Below are 16,003 nucleotides of genomic sequence, written 5' to 3'. Positions count from 1 at the left end.
CTCTATCGGTGAATTTTTTCGCGGCTGCGTGTGCCTGGTGACTGCCGACGCGCGCAATGCCGGGCCAGATTAATCCCAATCGATCGAGTCGGGCGCCGGGCAGGTCCACGACGCCCTAAGCCGGTCTCGGATTTCGGCGAGAGATTGGCGGACCAGAAGCTCGCCGTTGCGAAAGACTGGAACCAGCTCACCACCTTGGGCCTGTTCGACAGTCTGCTGTTCGTAAAGCACGAAGCGCTCGCCTTCCATCTCGACGCGCAACAGCCCCTTGGCCGACTTCTTGGTGCCATCGTCGGTGGCCGGATCCTTGTAGATGGCCACCGACTCTCCACCGACCTCTGCGTAGATCGCCTTCATCGCATAGCCGAACGTATCGCGCGAGAGCATATTGTACGTATAGGAACCGATGCCCAGCACGAAGTTGCATGACGCAAATCCTTTCGCTGCGAGCCGTCGCATGATGAGGACTGCGCGCTTGAGTGTCAGGCTATCGCCATAAATCAGTCCGACGTGCGAATCGAGAACCTTGTATCCCTTTTCTGTCGTGGTGCCGCCGTAAATATCCCAGAGGCACTCCACCGCGCCCTTGCGTTCGGCTTCGGTGACGTAAAGGCCGACTTCGTCGCGAACCTCGTAACGTCCGTCGGCGAGCATTGCCGGCTTGCCGTCCGGACCGCAACGCAGTTCGTCGTCCGTGTAGCCTGTCAGGATCTTCACGGGGTCGCCCGAGTCCGGACGGAATACCACCTTGCACATCCCGAGGGCATTCGGTTTGCGCGCGAGGATGTCGTCTTTCAACTCCTTCGCTATGACGGTCATCACATTCCAGAAGTCGAACGTGTCCGAGACGATCGACACCATACCTTCCGGATAATCACGCGAAACAAACTCGCGGATCACCTCGCGTTCGGCGAGCCGCCGCAGGGCCTTGGGCTCCATGTCGGCATTTGCCGCTTCACGCGCCAGACGCTGCTGGGTAAGCAGGATGCGCAGAGCCATCACACTGTGCTCCGACGCGGGAATCGAGCCGCCCACGATTTCCTTGTCAGCGTCGGCACCATAAAAGTCTTCGGCATAGTCGATCGCCGGAATCGTGTCGGTGCCGAGGAACGACAGCAGGTGACCGGCGCCGCAACGCATTGCGTCGTGCACGCCGCTCATGCCACGCATTGAGAAGTCGTGCCCCTGCCAGTCGACGAACTCTTCTGGCGCTCCGGTCAGCTTTGCAAAGTATGTGAGGAGCTTGCGGAACTCGAAAGCGACGGTTGCGACAGTCGACGGCTTCCAGACCTCACAACTGAACAGCGTCTCGAAGTACGTCGCCACCCACGGGAAATCCTCGTGGGTGTTGCTGAAGAGCACCGGCGGAACCTTGATGTCGACGCGCGAGCCTTCCGGCAGTGAGCGGATTTCGAGCGGGAGGTAGCCAAGCTCGTGCAGCGCTTCGAGGTGATCCGCCGGCACAACTCCCGGACCCAGCGCCGAATCCATGCGACGCTTGAACTTGCGCACGGCTTGCGCCTTCGAAGTGGCGAACAAATCCCTGGTGAAAAGGTCAATCAGGTATTCAACGATGAAGCCCTGCAGTCCGAACCAGACGACCTTGTTGTCAAACAGTTGCGGGAGCACTGGCGCGTACTTGGCCGAACGGGGCGTGAAATTCGCCACGAGTTTTGTGGTCTCGCGCGGGTACATGAATGGGTGGCCGGTCTTGTAAAAGTCGGCGAGGCAAAATGGAACGAGCTTATTCTTCTCGAGCGTTTTGGTGCGATCAGGTGCGTTCATTTGAATTCTCCAGGAGGCGGTGTCAGACCACTTCGCAGCGGGTATCGCTGGTCCAGTTGTTTCGCGTAAAGATCGTCTGGTAGTGCTCGGCGAGCGGACCGAGCCCCTTGCTGAAAATGCCGTGAGTCACGTAGAGATACAGCGACCGGTCGATGTCTTGTTCCGACTGCCGTGTCCTGAGCGCCATTGCCAGTTCGGTGAAGGTGCGGCCTCCGTCGCAGATGTCGTCAACCACCAGCAGCGCGCAGTCTGGCAGGTCGGACGCGATCTGTGTGCCTGTGATGGCGCCTGTATGGGTACTGCGAATCTTTTCGGCGAACACAGCTTCCACATTGAGTGCGCTCGCGAGCTTGATGACCCGTTTCCGTGCGCCGGCGTCCGGTGCCACGAGTGCGACGTTTCCGAGTCGCTCCGCGACGAGGCGCAAGGCCGGCACTGGATCCTCGATCTCGACCCTATCGAGCAGGGCGGAGACGACATCGCTATGCGGATCCTGGATCACGACACGCTCAAAACCCTGCGCATTGATGAGCTGGCAGAAGACCTTGGCGCTCAGCGCCTCGCCCGCGTTGGCCACGCGGTCCTGACGGGCATAAGGAACATAGGGCATGTAGAGCGAGATGGGCTTGCCGGGGTAACCGCGGCGCAGCGCGTCGGTGACCATCAGTAGCGCCATGACGGTGTTCGAATCCGGCACGTGCGCGTGCACATGCAACTCGTCTGCCTGCACGTCTAATCCGACCGTTACGTGAACTTCGCCGCCCGGAAACTGCAGCGTCTTGAGTTCAAGTGGCAGCCATCGCACGCTTTACTCCCTTGACGATGGTTGAGACCGGCGAACCGTCATTCTCAAACTGCTCCGCGCAGTAGGCGACCTGAATGCCAGCGCGTCGGCAGATGTATTCGTAATAGGCGCTTTCGTCTGCATCCTGGAATCGTCCCCAGCGGCTCACGTCATAGACAAGAATTGCCTGGAAGTCAGCGTTACCACCTTCTACGTCACGAATCAGATGCTGTAGCGCCTGCCGCCCGTCAATCCTGAGACCACTTTTTCCTTCATCAGCATACGTACGTACGATCTCGATCCCATGGCGGGTTGCGTACTCCCGGATTTTGTCGCGCTGGTTTTCGGTCGAATACTGCTGATGCTCGGTCGACATCCGCACGTACTCGGCGGCCCGCACCATCGGAGCCTCTCTGCCAGCTACATCGCCTCTGCTGTCGGGTGCCATGGTCCTGCTCCGGGCAGAATCATTCCCTCTCTCCGAAGCTGCCGGCGCGGTCACGTCGAGCACGGCAGATCTCCACTTTAAAAAACGACATCGCGGATCGCGTCCGACGAGCGGTTGAGAGCGGGTACAGGTAGAAAAGTAGCAGGCGCCGCGCAGTTGTCGATCACATCATCTCTTTGCAATCAGGCGCCGGTGATCCACGAGGCGGCGATAGCACAGTGAGATGGACGATGCACGCGTTCATCTTTGCAATCCTGACGTCGGATATACGGCGCAATACGTAGACGCCCGAGGGCAAAGGTGGGGCGATCTGGGACGCGTCCATATTTGCAACCACGAGTGAGCGTCGCTGAGCGTTTCGCTCACGTTGCAAGGCGGAATTTCTTTCGCGATAGGCAGGATGGGTCGCTCGGTACAGCCGCCAGTAATCCGGATGGCGGGCGCACCAGCTTGCCTGTGCGCGATGCTGGTTTTCGCGATAGTCCGCGTCGGCGCGCATGTGCTGGCGTTGCCAGCGCCGGCGTCGCTCTCGCTGGCAGTTCGGGGCCGATCCGCGTGAATCTGCTTGAGGGTTCTTCGCTGTTTGCGCGGCCGGGTCGCCTCAGTCTTGAGCCAGCCTGCGAGCTTCGCAGCAAACCCGTCGAGCTTGCTGGGGCTGTGACGTTCGGGATAGGCGGGCAGGACGGTGCCGGCCCGTATGTAGCGCCTGACCGTGTTTCTGGACACGCCAAGCCGTTTGGCAATCTCGCGCAACGAGACATGATCGCGAAAGTGCCAGCGTCGGATGATGCTCAATATAGCCACGTCGATCACTCCGTTTCCCCTGCCCGTTGCCGAGCAGGTCAGTGTTCTACGTGGGTCAATATTCGATGCAAATTACTGCGTAGGGTGGGTCAGGATTCCGCGCAAATCAACATCGGGGCGTTGATCCGCAGTGTTTCGATTGCTTGCGATATCTGCTCGCTATCTTCGTCAGCTTCAACGATAACGCGACTTTCGGATTGAACCGCAGGGGCGAAGCGAGCAGTTTTGCCAGCGGCATCATATCGATACCCCACGCGATTCGGGAGCCCTTTGGGTGCACGACCTCGCCATGCCGCACGACATGCTCACGCAGTTCATAGCAATACCGTGAAGGTCGAGTCGATGGCAGGAAGTAACTTCGCTGGTCTTGCTGTTCTTCTCCCCCAACCGAGGTGTTATGACCTTGCCCCCGTTTGACGAATCCCATAGCTGGGTGAATTATGCGGCTTCGCCTCTATGAGCCGCGAACCAGTTCTTTTCGAATGTCATGGGGCTGACGTAATCGAGCGTTGAATGTAACCGGCGCGCGTTGTAAAAACCCAGCCAGTCAATCACCTCATCCATTGCTGCCCGCCGGGTGGGGAAGTGTCGTCCGTGCATGCGTGCTACCTTCAGCGAACCCCATAGACTTTCCGTCGGCGAGTTATCCCAACAATTTCCACGTCGGCTCATCGACGAACGCATGCCGTAGGCCTTCAACGCGTCCTGAAACAGGCCGCTGCAATACTGGGCGGATTCAACTGGTCGTTGCAACATCTCCTAAAGGAGGTGCCAAATGGGACGAGCACAGGGTTGGGGTTCGGAACAGACAGGAAGACCAATAATGCAATCGCCCGGCAGGCCAGGTGTCAATCAGCGAGATACAAAGCGAGCGTTCTGGACTTGTGTCGCGCAAGGCATGGAGAGCGAGGCTGCGGCGCGCGCGTGTGGCGTGTCCCAACCTTTGGGGCCAAGATGGTTTCGTGATGCAGGCGGAATGCCGCCGATCGAGCTGACGCCGGGCACTGCGCCTTATCTGTCTTTTTCTGAACGCGAGGAAATTGCGCTGCTACGGGCGCAGGATTGCGGGATCCGTGAGATCGCGCGAAGACTGCAGCGCTCACCTTCGACCATCTCGCGCGAGTTGCGCCGTAATGCTGCAACCCGTAGCGGCACATTGATATACAGGGCGACAGTTGCTCAGTGGAAAGCTGAGCGGGCCGCGGAACGTCCGAAAGCTTCCAGACTGACCAAGAACGATAGATTAAAGAATTATGTGCAGAGTCGATTGGCGGGAGCGGTCACCGATTCAGAAGGCAGGCCGATTGCCGGACCCAACGTACCATGGAAAGGACGACGGCAAGGCCGCCGCGCGGACCGTCGTTGGGGCACCTGCTGGAGTCCCGAACAAATCAGTCGACGATTGGAGGCCGACTATCCAGAAGACCAATCCATGAGAATCTCTCACGAAGCCATCTATCAGGCGCTTTACATTCAGGGCCGTGGCGCTCTGCGCAAGGAGCTTACTGCCTGTTTGCGTACGGGCCGTGCACTTCGTGTGCCTCGAGCCAGGACGCAACAGCGAGGAAAGCATTTCATTACTCCGGAGGTCATGATCAGTGAACGTCCGGCTGAGGCTGATGATCGTGCCGTTCCGGGTCACTGGGAAGGTGACCTGATCATCGGCCTTAATCGATCCGCAGTGGGTACGCTGGTCGAGCGGACTACCCGCTATACAATGTTGCTCCATCTCCCACCTATGGAGGGACATGGCACTGGCGTGCGGGCCAAGAATGGGCCACCCTTGGCGGGTCATGGAGCGGAGGCCGTCCGCAATGCCATAGCTGCGAAGATCGTATTATTGCCTGAGCACTTGTGGCGATCGCTCACATGGGATCAAGGCGCAGAGATGGCCCAGCACGTGCAACTTCGAATCGATACGGGTCTGGAGATCTATTTCTGCGATCCTCAAAGCCCATGGCAACGCGGGACCAACGAGAATACGAATGGTCTGTTGCGTCAATACTTTCCGAAAGGCACCGACATCAGCCGGTACACGCAGCGCGAACTTGATGCCGTCGCAGACGCACTAAATTGCAGACCGCGTAAAAGCCTTGGATGGAAATCACCAGCAGAAGCACTAAGAGATCTACTACTTGCGTCATAAGCATTAGGTGTTGCAACGACCCCTTGAACCTAAGCTGGCTGCCCCTGTCGCTATGCACGATTACGCCGGCGTCAGGGCGACGCCGGAACCACGCCATTCGCAATGCGTCCGTGACCAGTTCAGCCTTCATGTGCGGCTGCATCGACCAGCCCACCACCTGCCTGCTGAACAGGTCGATGATGGCCGCGAGGTAGACCCAGCCTTCGGCTGTCGCCAGGTACGTGATGTCGGTCGTCCAGACCTGGTTCGGTGCGTTAGCGGTGAAGTCGCGCTCCAACAGATTCGGCGCCACCGGCAAATCGTGGTTCGAGTTCGTCGTCGCGATGTACTTGCGCTTGTGGCGGGCTCGAATGCCATGCTGCGCCATCAGTTTGCGAACCCGTTCTTTGCCCACGCGCACGCCTTGCGTGAGCAACTCCTTCCACATGCGAGGCCAGCCGTATTCGCCCTTGACCTGCATGTGAATCGCCTTGACTTGCGCGAGCAGCGCATCGTTGCTTACGCGGCTACGGTGCGGCTTGTCGTGCGCGGTGCGTTGCCGGCGCTGATGATATCCGCTGGGACTGACTTCCAGCACTTCGCATAGGACCGAGACTGGCCAGCGGCGTCGATTGTGCTCGATGAACGCGTACTTCACATCGATTCCTTCGCGAAGTACGCTGCGCACTTTTTTAATATGTCTCGCTCCATCTTCAGGCGCGCTACCTCCGCACGCAGCCGCGCCAGCTCCATCTGTTCCGGGCTCACAGGCTTCGTGCCTGCGCCCGCCAGCTTGCCTTCCCGGTCAGCCTTCACCCAGTTGTACAGCGTCTGTTCAACCACACCCAGTGTCGCCGCCACTGCTGCCATGCTTTGCCCGGCTTTGACCAGTCGTACCGCTTCCAGCTTGAACTCGAGCGTGTACTGTGCCCGCTTTGCCTTGCTTGTCATCGTTCTTCTCCTTGCTTGAGTTTACCTGCTCAGCAAGGGATTCGTTTTTCGGGGGCAAGCTCATTACGCATGGCATTTATCGCAGCTCAGCTGCAAGCAATCGTCGACGCCCACTGATCTTGACGCGTGGGTTATCCGCTTGTTTTTGCCATTCAGCAAGGAGTGAGCAGAGAGCGGGCAGTCGGAGTTCATGGCGCTTCCACTGTCGACGCCGTTGGCAGTCCGTGCACGGGCGGGTCGAGAAAACTCGGCCGGAAGCTGATGGCGCCGAGGCAAATCTCGGCCAAAACTCCCCCTCTCTGACAGGACATTACCCATGTTCCAGCTCCGCGGGAACTAGCACAAAGTTGTCTCTCGGCGATCGATACTCAGGAAGAGAAATTCGCTACCGGCATACCTTCCATTGATCTGTTGATACAGCGAAGTGAACCAACTGCTTTCCTGCTTGGATACCAAACGTCTCCCTGGCCAGTCGTATCAGCATAGTGAATGAACACAACAGCATAAGACGTTACGCGTTGGTCAAAGATGGTTCGATAGCGAATCCGGAGAAGTGTGCCGATTTCCTGCGTTCCCCGTTTCGAATGAAACTGCGCATCTTTATTATCATAATCAGATGTCGCGCCGGACACGCGGTGCTCTAGAAACGATTGGAATTCCGCAGCGCTCGCTTCCGTCATATCAATCAGCGAAGTACTAGCGTCATATGGACAATAGTTGGCAGAAACATCAGGATGAACCTGCGTCCAGAGGTCTGGCACAGACAAAAGAGGGTATACACCCCGTTGATTGGCGGCAATCGAGATCGCTCGCGCGCCCAAGCGTTTGAACACACCGCTTTCATTTAACTTGAAAGGACGGAGCACGGGATAGCTAGAACCGGTTCGTTCATTGAGAACGTCCACAGACACATCTAGCGCAGGAACATCAGACTTGTTGTCCAATACCACCGTCAAGAACGGAGTTGTTGCGTCTTCGAACCAACTCTTAAATTGAAGATCGGCCACGGTTACTGTAGTTGGGTGCGACGCGACAAAAAAAGCCTCCTGAGCGGAGGAAAATCGATCGCCCGGGCAAATGTTGACAACCGCGTTCCCGCCAATGGTGCCGAAAGTGGGGCTGCAGTTGCCATGCGTTGTTTGTGCAGACGCGGCAGTACAGACCAGAAGCAGAAATGAGGTCAGATATTTCATCTTATTTCCCGATAGTAATCGTACCACCAGACACGTTGCCGAAAATTGGACTATTGGGCCCGTACGTGGTCTGTACGTTACCGCCGTTAGTTTTTCTCCCAAGGAGGGCAGGTGTCAGGATCTGCAAAACCTTTAACTTGCAATTGTTTGCTTGTTCAGCTGCCGTCAGAACTTGACCGGGAAGTACTCCGCTATGAATTTCCCCCTGCGCTTCAGCCCGGACGTCTGCTTTGGCGTTTACTAATCTGCGAAGCAAATTGCTTAACTCCGCGCCGACGGATGCTTGCAAGTTGGCTGAACGGCTCGTTCCACCAGTCGCCGCTTGGACACAGATTCGGTCCGCCATATCCGATATAAGTCGCGCTTGATCAGCCGGAGCAGCCGCGTATGCAATGTGCCAGAAGACTGCGATTGACAGAAGGCCCACCACTGTGGCGTTCTTGATGTTCATTTGGCTCTCTTCTTGCTTGTTGATTGAAACGAGGAGTGAATCGGACGCAGCACACAACGAGTTCCAGAGGCCGTTTGATTCGAATCATCTATGCCGCCGATATGGCCTGGCCCTTTATCTTGTTTACGTCGTTCGCTGGGCAAACTTGAACGTTCGTCGAAAGCTCACAGACAATACGGTTTGGAACAGGAATTACTTGGGAACCTCAGGACCACGCGCTCAAGGCCTTGAGAAAATCGCCAAAGTCGTTGGCGTCGAAGCTAACGCGCAGTTACGTGAACTAGAACGTGAACTAGATCATCGGGAGCATGGATAAATTCCGCGATATTGACGACAATGTGAGTGGTTAGTTAGCCGCTGTTGAGTGTTTAAATTGTCGGCACGAGCGAGCTGGCAGGCCGCCAATGTGTAGTAGCGCTGATTCGGGACGTGCATGAGCGGAGTAAAAAGGGCGCCGCAGGCGGCGCAGATCCGGTCCGGTTTCATCGCAGAGTTCCGCGCTGGTGTCTGAAGAGCTGGGCTCGCCCCGGGGCGAGCCGAATTCGAAGCTTGGCCCGCAGGCCGCATCGACCCGCCCTCGAGGATTTTCCATCGCTCATGGTGCTCGTGCGATTCCTGATTATTTCGGCCGAAGCGCCGGCGCGCAACGAATCCGGTGTAGCATGCAGTTACATGCCGAGCCGGCCTCCTCGACGTCACGGCATTCTGCAATTGCCCTATAACATCGACTCCCGTCGGCTCTTCAAATCGCGTGACCTATATGGATGTGGCTCCCCTGACGCATTGGATAATTGAGATTCAGGGCTCTGCTGATGGGAGCGGAGACGGCATTCTGAAATTCTCCGACGAGCTCCAGAACGAATTGGCCGCTTAGGGGTGGCAAGGCGGAGACGTACTCGAAATTGACCTGGCTGCCGAACCCGGCTCATCAGTGATTCAGAATCAATACGCTTAGTGTCGTCAAATTTCCGCGCCGGACGCCAGGCAGGAGAACGGAGTGATAACCGTGAGCATGTTGGCCAAGATTCAACCGATGCATTAAGACGTTGGGGGCGACGATTTCATCTAATAGACGCGGGTATTCGCCCTCGGTGAGCATGACTCGATTTATCCCCTGAAACTTCGCACGGGAGTTTGCTTCCAGCGTTTTACGGTTGCGAATCTCAGGCTGGCGTCTTCACCTCGGGCAACGTATCGTTTTCCTTATATACGCGAGATTGTTGCTCCATTGAGCGTCAGAACATACTCGGAGCGCGCGCGCGTCAGATTGCGAAAGGTGTTCGCAACAACTATGGCCTCCTCGGGGGATGGTTGGGAACATTTCGCCTGTCGCCTCGCATCGTGCATAAAGCAGGAATCGCTCTCTTGCGCTTACCGGTTTATACGATCCATCTCCATCGTTTCGGTGAATTCCGGTCAAGTCGCAGATGCTTTGCGATTGTCTCGCGATGATGTGTCCAAATTCTTCCGGGAAATCTGCGAGCAGTGGAATTGCTATTTCGCGTCGGATGTTGATTTCTTCGATAATTAGCTCGGCAGCAAAGAAGCCGAACACCAGAATGGTTAGAGCAACACCGACCGCAAGTAACGTCGGCCTGCCCCATATTTTTGATGGCTCTCGAGTTCTCAACCTCTTGATTAAGTATTGCACGTCGCTTTCCCATTTCGTGTGCGACAGCTCTACTGCCTGAAGGACGCCGAGTTCTTTCAAATCACTGGGCAGGGTGGTGTCGGATGGCGGCGCAGCGCCATGCACCAGCACCGGGATCACCGTAACTTTGCCACGCAGCGCTAACGCGATTTCGAAGCGCACGTAGTCGTCGGCGCCATCCAGCCTTCGTCGTCCCTCGTTATCGGTCGCGGTTGCCCAATCACGTCCGATAACGGCTAGGAGAATGTCGCAGCAGGCAATTGTTTGGTCAATTGAACTGCGGAAGTTGGTGCCGTGCTGAACGGTTGCAACGTCCATGAACACATTCCGCCTTCCGAATTCCGTGCTCAGATCCTGGAAGAGGCGTCCCACTTCGCCGTTGCTGTAGCCTCGCCGGTAGCTGATGAAAATGCGAGGCATTGCACTCTCCTAGGATGGCTCTTCTAGACTGATATTAAGCCGACGTTGCCTATAAGGATCGACTAATTTGAATGTCATGGTGCCCCTGCTCGACAAGTGAGCGACGTGATTGAGCACACACTCGATCTGACAAAAGCCTTGAAATTGCCGTCGGGGACACTAAGCATTGAGTAGGTTGAAGCGCACACGCGAAGCTTGCCTTCGCGCTCCGCGCGCCATGCCAACCAGGGCGACTCGTGAGCCGTCAACGACCGTCAGACCGGCCGACGCGACTGCATGGCGAAGTACGGCGCTGCGGCCAGCAGAACACCTGCAACGGAAAGGGAAAATGGCATACCTAGGCGAGCCTTTCACTCACGACGTTTTTATCAGCTACAGCCATGGTTCTGGCAATCAGGATGGCCGGGGGCCGCACGCGCGTTGGTCGGAAGCATTCGCGAAACAGCTCGAAAGCGAGGTGCGCGTCCATCCAAGTCTGCGTCAATACGAGCACTTTCTCGATGTCGATTATCGGCCCGACCGCTCCGTCGATCCGATGGTTCCTCTTTCCGACGGGCTGCGATCACACATTCAAAAATCGGCCGTACTGATGGTGCTGATGACGCCCCATTACCTCGAGTCGCAATGGTGCAAGGACGAGCGCCAATGGTGGTGCGAGCATCACGAGGTACCCGTCAGCGTGGATCACGATCGCATCGCCGTGGTGAGGGTATTTCCGACCGACCGAACATGGCCGCCGGAGCTCGTCGATTCGCGAGGGGAGCAACTGGTGGGCTTCCCATTTCATGTACCGGTGGAGGGCAGAAACCTAGCGGCAATTCGTCCGTTCGGATGGCACGACATGCGCAACCCAGACGGCGAATTCAGCAAGGCGCTTGTTCACATTGCCGGGCACCTGTCGACGAAGCTCTTTGCAATTAGGGAGCGGCTCGAGGCCGAACAGCGGCAGCAGGCGGAAACTGAGAGACTCGGCAAGCCGGACGGCCTGACTATCTATCTACATGGCCACGCAGAAGAAGAGAACGCGTGGCAGGAAGCCGGCGTCCATCTCGGCGACAGTGGCTTCGTTGTGCTTCCCGGAAGTCCTGAACCGACCGAGAAAGACCCCGAGAAACGGCAGGAAATCCGTGAACAGCGCGTCGAAACCATGAGCGAGTGCGATGCGCTACTGTTGCTCGGCACGGGCAACGGCCGGACGCTCGACCACGACCTCGTGCTTGTGGGCAAACACGATCGGCAATCAGCGCGGGCTCGCACGAACCGCCTTCTTCCATGCGGCGTGGTCAACACGGGTGGGATGTCAATCTCGACACCGATCAGGAAAACGAATGCCCGCTTGCTGCAGGCACACTGGCTTGACGCCCCTCGCCTGCCCTGGACTCCGATGCTACGCCAATGGTTGGCAGGATTGAAAACGGATATTGGGGCGGCGCCATGACGTCCATCGACGTCGACGAATTCGACGCGATGTTCCGGGTCGAGTTGCCGCCGCGGCCGTATCCTGGTCTCAGGGCATTCGAAAAGACTGAGTGGCCGATCTTCTTCGGCCGCGAGCGGATGTCGGACGCCGTGGTCAAGCGCTTGTTCAAGGAGCGGCTTCTCGTCATTCACGGTGATTCGGGATGCGGCAAAAGCTCGCTCGTTCGCGCAGGGGTGTTACCGAGGCTCGAACAGGAAAATGCGCGGGGCATGTTTCGCTGGATCACGTGTGTGTCGACACCGGGCGATGAGCCGCTCTGGAACCTCGCGCGATCGCTGGCGGCGCTCCGAGGTCCTGACCCAGGCGACAATCGCGCTCTGGATTTTCTGCGGGCGTTTAACTTCGGCGAGGAAGCGCCGGGGCGAATCTCCGATCTCCTGCAACTGGACCCGCAGGATCGGCTCTGCATTCTCATCGACCAGTTCGAAGAGATCTTCGCACACGCGAAACGGTGTGGGGTCGGAGACGCGCAGATGCTTACACAGGCGCTGGTCGCACTGTACCGGCATCCGCAAGAGCGTCTCTATATGATTTTGACGATGCGTTCGGAGTTCCTCGGCGCATGCGCGCGCTTCAACGGTTTCGCTGAAGTCGTCAACGAAATCCAGTATCTCGTGCCACGTATGGAATGCAGCGACCTGCTGCGAGCGATTCGCGAACCCGCGCCGCTTTACGGTGGAGAAATTAGTCGCGAACTCGCCGCACGGCTGATTGCGAACGTTGGCGGCAGTCAGGACGAGTTGCCGCTCATCCAGCATGGTCTGATGTTGATGCAACGCAGGGAACTTGCGCGCGTCAAGGCTTTGGCCGCTCGTAACGGCAGCGGAGATGAAAATGCGTTGCACTGGCGCCTAGACATCGAACAGTTTCAGAGCGCCGAGGGTCTGTCGTGTCTGTTGTCGGATCACGCCGACGAAGTGATGCAGAAGGCCGAGCAAGCCGCAGGACAGGAGAAGGCCGTCCGCCTAGTTGAAAATTTATTTCGCGAGCTAACCGACATCAGTGCCGACATGCCGGCAATTCGCCGGCCGAGAAGTCTCGAGGATCTAGCCAGGAGCATCGATTGTGAGATCGATGTGCTCCGCAGAATCGTCGATGTTTTTCGCGCAGACGACGTTTCGTTTCTCCGGCCCAGCGGCAGCGAGGCCGTCGGGCCGAAAGATCTCATCGACATCAGTCACGAAGCGCTCATCCGCAGTTGGAAGAAGCTCGCTACCCCCGAGAACGGATGGGCGCTTAGAGAGTTCCGAGACGGTCTTATCTGGCGGGCGTTGCTCGTTCAGGCGGAGGGCTTCGAGGAGGATCGATCGAACGTGCTCGGGCCGATCGCTACCGAGGAGCGAACGCGGTGGATCACCTCACGCAACGCTCATTGGGCCAACCGCTATGGAGGCGGATGGGAACGAGTTCAGGCGCTCCTCCAGGCAAGCCGCACAGAGATTGAGCATCAGAAGGCCGAACAGGAGGCAATCCGTAAAAAGACGGAAGAGGCGCGCGTCGCGAATGTCAAGCTTCAGTCGGCGCGCCGTGTGCAACACTTGCTCGTCGGAGGTTTGGCAACGACCATACTCCTCGTCTCATTATCGACTTATCAGTACTTGGGCCGGGAGAAGGCTCTGCGAGAACTTCAAATTCAACTCGGATTGAATAACCAATTTTATGAGGCCACGCAAAGCGAACTCGGTCAGATCAAGGAAATCACCAGCGCCGAGCACGATCCGGCACTCAGGGATAGGGTCGATGCTGCGGCGATGGCATTGGCCGAGAAGGCCGGCAAAGCTTCTCCGGCGGCGCTCGCTCCCAGAGTCTACATACACATCGCTGACGAAACGCAACGCGTTCAGGCAGAGGGACTTGAAAGCCGGCTCAAAAGCAATCCCGACAAGACACTGTCTCTCGCGGTCCCAGGCATCGAGCTCAAGAGCTACGGATCTCAACGAAGCGAGCTGAGATGCTTTCGCACCGACGAATGCCAAGGCACTGGCCGAAAAATCGTCGACGAGATCAACGCGCTGTTGCTCACGCCTCGGGTCGAACTGGTGGACCTGAGCGAGCGCTATCCAACCTCCCAGAATATTCGCGCTCAACATTACGAGCTCTGGTTCGCCAAGGGTGCTATCACGCTCAAGCCTTAGCCGTCACATCGCAAGCCTCCAACCAGGACCATGCGTGCTTGATATGGTCGCCTCAGGTCTGCAGCGGATGCAGCTGCTCGAACGCTCCCCGCTCACTGCTTCATGCAGCTCAGTCACCAAGCAAACTCCTGCGTCGGAATATTCTTGATGTTGATGTTGATGTTGTGGTCGCTGGCCGCAAGGTGAACGATATGTGCGGTCCCTTCCGCCAACGTTCGCACATCAGCGCTTTCTGCTTCTCGCTGTAGTAAATCCGGCGTCGCTGTTTCATCTGCAACACTCCTACTGCTTGCGCAGTCTTTAGTGTGTTGCGTCCACCAGTTGAATCCGCCAACAGGGAGCGGACATCGGCATCGTGAACATTCGGATTGGCTCGGTGCCGCTCGGGCCCGAGAAAATTATTGTGACCCAGATCGAACGCATTAATGCGCAACCGGCGCCTGAGCGCATCGCTCCGAAAATAGAGCCAACTGCAGCCCACGGAGGCGAGTCATGGTGTCCAGTTCATCGCCAATCCAAAGTTTTTCGATTCGTACAGAAGTTCAAGTTCGCATCGAGTTGGATGGTCGCTACGTCGCGGGCATGAGCAAGGTTTCGGCGCATAAGCGCAAGACGGAATTGGTTGAGCATCGCGAAGACGACGACTCGAGTACAAACCGCAGTTCGCCCGGGCTCACGGGGTTCGAGGCGCTCACGCTCGAGCGCGGCGTCACGCACGATCCGGAGTTCGAGGCCTGTGCGGCGAAGGTATGGCACACGAAATCACGGTCACCGGCTTTCTGGATCACCCAATATCACCTCTCGGGCCTTTCATCCTCAATGCGCCTCACGGCATGGCTACCTATTGCGCTCATTGTCTGGTTGGAAAACATCGTGGGCCACATGTCTTCTCCTGTCGAAACGGCACCCGACGATAGATGCCGAGCGCGCGCGCCGCGGTATATTCCCTAGCCGCATAGCTTGTGGGTTCGTGGTACGCAGGCGACTCGACACCCCACACCGATTGAGAATTTCGTAGCGATTGCATCAGGTAGCGGTCGAGCGCTGCGTTCGATACGAATTCACGTCTTTCGGCAAGCCGTCTCGGAAGACACCACCTATCCCAGAACACAGTCTGTCCTCTCCTTATTAGCCGCGATGCCGTGTAGAACGCCCGTTCCGTTCCATCGCAAAGCCGATAGCTGATGAAACTCAGCGGCCGCGACGCGAGCCGCTCTGTCCATTTGACGAGTGGTTCGCCAGACTCCAGATGACGCATGCTCTGCAGATACCGGCCAACGGCCGCATCGGGTTCATAACTGGCGCCGAGCAGCGCGCGGCCGCGTCCGTCAATCGTGATGGTCCGCAGCCTGCGTAGCACGCCTGTGGCGTTTGCCAGTGGCAGCCACTTCGATGACTTACTCGCGATGAACTTGATGCTTCCATTGCTTCCATGCACGATGTCGCGGACGCGGATCATCGCGTCGACGCCGGGAGGCAGCATGCCCCAAGGCGAGAACAGTTGTCCAACGATCCAGATGACATCGCCTTTGCGCACGCGCATTGCAGCACCTTTTTTCGAGCGTGTGGTGTGAAACTCGGGCGTTCTGAATCCGGCCCCAAGATCCTGCGATGTTGCGAACCAGAGGTCCTCGTTTTTTTGGGGCAGGGAGGCGCCGATGCGCCTCGGTATGTAGTGAATGAAATGCTGAGTCATACTAGGTCTCCCCACAAAACGGCCGGCCTGACCCTCGGCATCGTCCCGGCGGTAACTGACGAATATTGAACGCATACCTG

At 57.6% G+C, this 16,003-nt stretch carries 10 protein-coding genes and 4 pseudogenes; 4 read left to right on the top strand and 10 right to left on the bottom strand.

Going from position 1 to position 16,003, the window contains the following annotated elements; all coding sequences use genetic code 11:
* Window positions 1–69: 69 nt before the first annotated feature.
* The 5 genes and pseudogenes from BLW71_RS15800 to BLW71_RS15775 form a co-directional block, all read right to left on the bottom strand.
* A complete protein-coding gene (locus BLW71_RS15800; protein WP_091797500.1) occupies window positions 70–1,785 on the bottom strand; it encodes a nicotinate phosphoribosyltransferase in 1,716 nt (571 codons plus the stop codon).
* 22 nt (window positions 1,786–1,807) lie between these two features.
* The gene (gene prs, locus BLW71_RS15795) at window positions 1,808–2,590 is read right to left on the bottom strand and encodes a ribose-phosphate diphosphokinase (RefSeq protein ID WP_091797497.1); all 783 of its coding nucleotides are present in this window, start codon (window positions 2,588–2,590) and stop codon (window positions 1,808–1,810) included.
* Window positions 2,580–2,972: pseudogene (locus BLW71_RS15790) on the bottom strand (recombinase family protein); the annotation flags it as partial. The pseudogene BLW71_RS15790 and the gene prs, both read right to left, overlap by 11 nt.
* A 594-nt stretch (window positions 2,973–3,566) precedes the next feature.
* A pseudogene (locus BLW71_RS15780) lies at window positions 3,567–3,830 on the bottom strand (helix-turn-helix domain-containing protein); the annotation flags it as partial.
* A 429-nt stretch (window positions 3,831–4,259) separates the two neighbouring features.
* A pseudogene (locus tag BLW71_RS15775) lies at window positions 4,260–4,553 on the bottom strand (integrase core domain-containing protein); the annotation flags it as partial.
* A 43-nt stretch (window positions 4,554–4,596) separates the two neighbouring features.
* Between BLW71_RS15775 and BLW71_RS15770 the strand changes: the two are divergent.
* Window positions 4,597–5,967 carry an IS30 family transposase gene (locus tag BLW71_RS15770; RefSeq protein WP_091793389.1) on the top strand — a complete coding sequence of 457 codons (1,371 nt, stop codon included), beginning with the start codon at window positions 4,597–4,599 and terminating at the stop codon, window positions 5,965–5,967.
* A 34-nt stretch (window positions 5,968–6,001) separates the two neighbouring features.
* Here BLW71_RS15770 and BLW71_RS15765 read toward each other — a convergent pair.
* From BLW71_RS15765 to BLW71_RS15755, 4 genes and pseudogenes are all read right to left on the bottom strand, one after another.
* Window positions 6,002–6,897 (bottom strand): annotated as a pseudogene (locus BLW71_RS15765) (IS3 family transposase); the annotation flags it as partial.
* 368 nt (window positions 6,898–7,265) lie between these two features.
* Window positions 7,266–8,090, bottom strand: coding sequence for a hypothetical protein (locus tag BLW71_RS40955; protein WP_143048352.1), 825 nt, complete (start codon window positions 8,088–8,090; stop codon window positions 7,266–7,268).
* 1 nt (window position 8,091) lies between these two features.
* Window positions 8,092–8,541 carry a hypothetical protein gene (locus BLW71_RS40950; RefSeq protein WP_143048351.1) on the bottom strand — a complete coding sequence of 150 codons (450 nt, stop codon included), beginning with the start codon at window positions 8,539–8,541 and terminating at the stop codon, window positions 8,092–8,094.
* Window positions 8,542–9,718: 1,177 nt separating this feature from the next.
* The gene (locus BLW71_RS15755) at window positions 9,719–10,612 is read right to left on the bottom strand and encodes a toll/interleukin-1 receptor domain-containing protein (RefSeq protein WP_091797491.1); all 894 of its coding nucleotides are present in this window, start codon (window positions 10,610–10,612) and stop codon (window positions 9,719–9,721) included.
* 328 nt (window positions 10,613–10,940) lie between these two features.
* Here BLW71_RS15755 and BLW71_RS15750 point away from each other — a divergent pair, with 328 nt between their 5' ends.
* The 3 genes from BLW71_RS15750 to BLW71_RS15740 all read left to right on the top strand — a co-directional run bounded on the left by BLW71_RS15750 (window position 10,941) and on the right by BLW71_RS15740 (window position 15,178).
* Entirely contained in the window at window positions 10,941–12,050 is a 1,110-nt protein-coding gene (locus tag BLW71_RS15750) for a TIR domain-containing protein (protein WP_177205044.1), read from the top strand.
* On the top strand, window positions 12,047–14,227 hold the full coding sequence (locus tag BLW71_RS15745) for an nSTAND1 domain-containing NTPase (RefSeq protein ID WP_091797485.1): 2,181 nt from the start codon (window positions 12,047–12,049) through the stop codon (window positions 14,225–14,227). The genes BLW71_RS15750 and BLW71_RS15745 overlap by 4 nt, the downstream gene beginning before the upstream one ends.
* 492 nt (window positions 14,228–14,719) lie before the next feature.
* The gene (locus BLW71_RS15740) at window positions 14,720–15,178 is read left to right on the top strand and encodes a phage tail protein (RefSeq protein WP_091797482.1); all 459 of its coding nucleotides are present in this window, start codon (window positions 14,720–14,722) and stop codon (window positions 15,176–15,178) included.
* Here the strand turns inward: BLW71_RS15740 and BLW71_RS15735 are convergent.
* Window positions 15,078–15,923, bottom strand: coding sequence for a hypothetical protein (locus tag BLW71_RS15735; protein ID WP_286162005.1), 846 nt, complete (start codon window positions 15,921–15,923; stop codon window positions 15,078–15,080). The two genes, BLW71_RS15740 and BLW71_RS15735, sit on opposite strands and share 101 nt — an antisense overlap.
* Window positions 15,924–16,003: the final 80 nt, after the last annotated feature.

Source organism: Burkholderia sp. WP9 (assembly GCF_900104795.1).
Lineage (GTDB): Bacteria > Pseudomonadota > Gammaproteobacteria > Burkholderiales > Burkholderiaceae > Paraburkholderia.
Note: the sequence above shows the minus strand (reverse complement) of the source record. Positions and strands in the feature narration are given on the sequence as shown.

Bases quoted from the DNA above. Each gene is read 5' to 3' on its own strand.
- BLW71_RS15800 (WP_091797500.1), bottom strand. From the start codon at position 1,785: ATGAACGCACCTGATCGCACCAAAACGCTCGAGAAGAATAAGCTCGTT.
- BLW71_RS15770 (WP_091793389.1), top strand. From the start codon at position 4,597: ATGGGACGAGCACAGGGTTGGGGTTCGGAACAGACAGGAAGACCAATA.
- BLW71_RS40955 (WP_143048352.1), bottom strand. From the start codon at position 8,090: ATGAAATATCTGACCTCATTTCTGCTTCTGGTCTGTACTGCCGCGTCT.
- BLW71_RS40950 (WP_143048351.1), bottom strand. From the start codon at position 8,541: ATGAACATCAAGAACGCCACAGTGGTGGGCCTTCTGTCAATCGCAGTC.
- BLW71_RS15755 (WP_091797491.1), bottom strand. From the start codon at position 10,612: ATGCCTCGCATTTTCATCAGCTACCGGCGAGGCTACAGCAACGGCGAA.
- BLW71_RS15750 (WP_177205044.1), top strand. From the start codon at position 10,941: ATGGCATACCTAGGCGAGCCTTTCACTCACGACGTTTTTATCAGCTAC.
- BLW71_RS15745 (WP_091797485.1), top strand. From the start codon at position 12,047: ATGACGTCCATCGACGTCGACGAATTCGACGCGATGTTCCGGGTCGAG.
- BLW71_RS15740 (WP_091797482.1), top strand. From the start codon at position 14,720: ATGGTGTCCAGTTCATCGCCAATCCAAAGTTTTTCGATTCGTACAGAA.
- BLW71_RS15735 (WP_286162005.1), bottom strand. From the start codon at position 15,923: ATGACTCAGCATTTCATTCACTACATACCGAGGCGCATCGGCGCCTCC.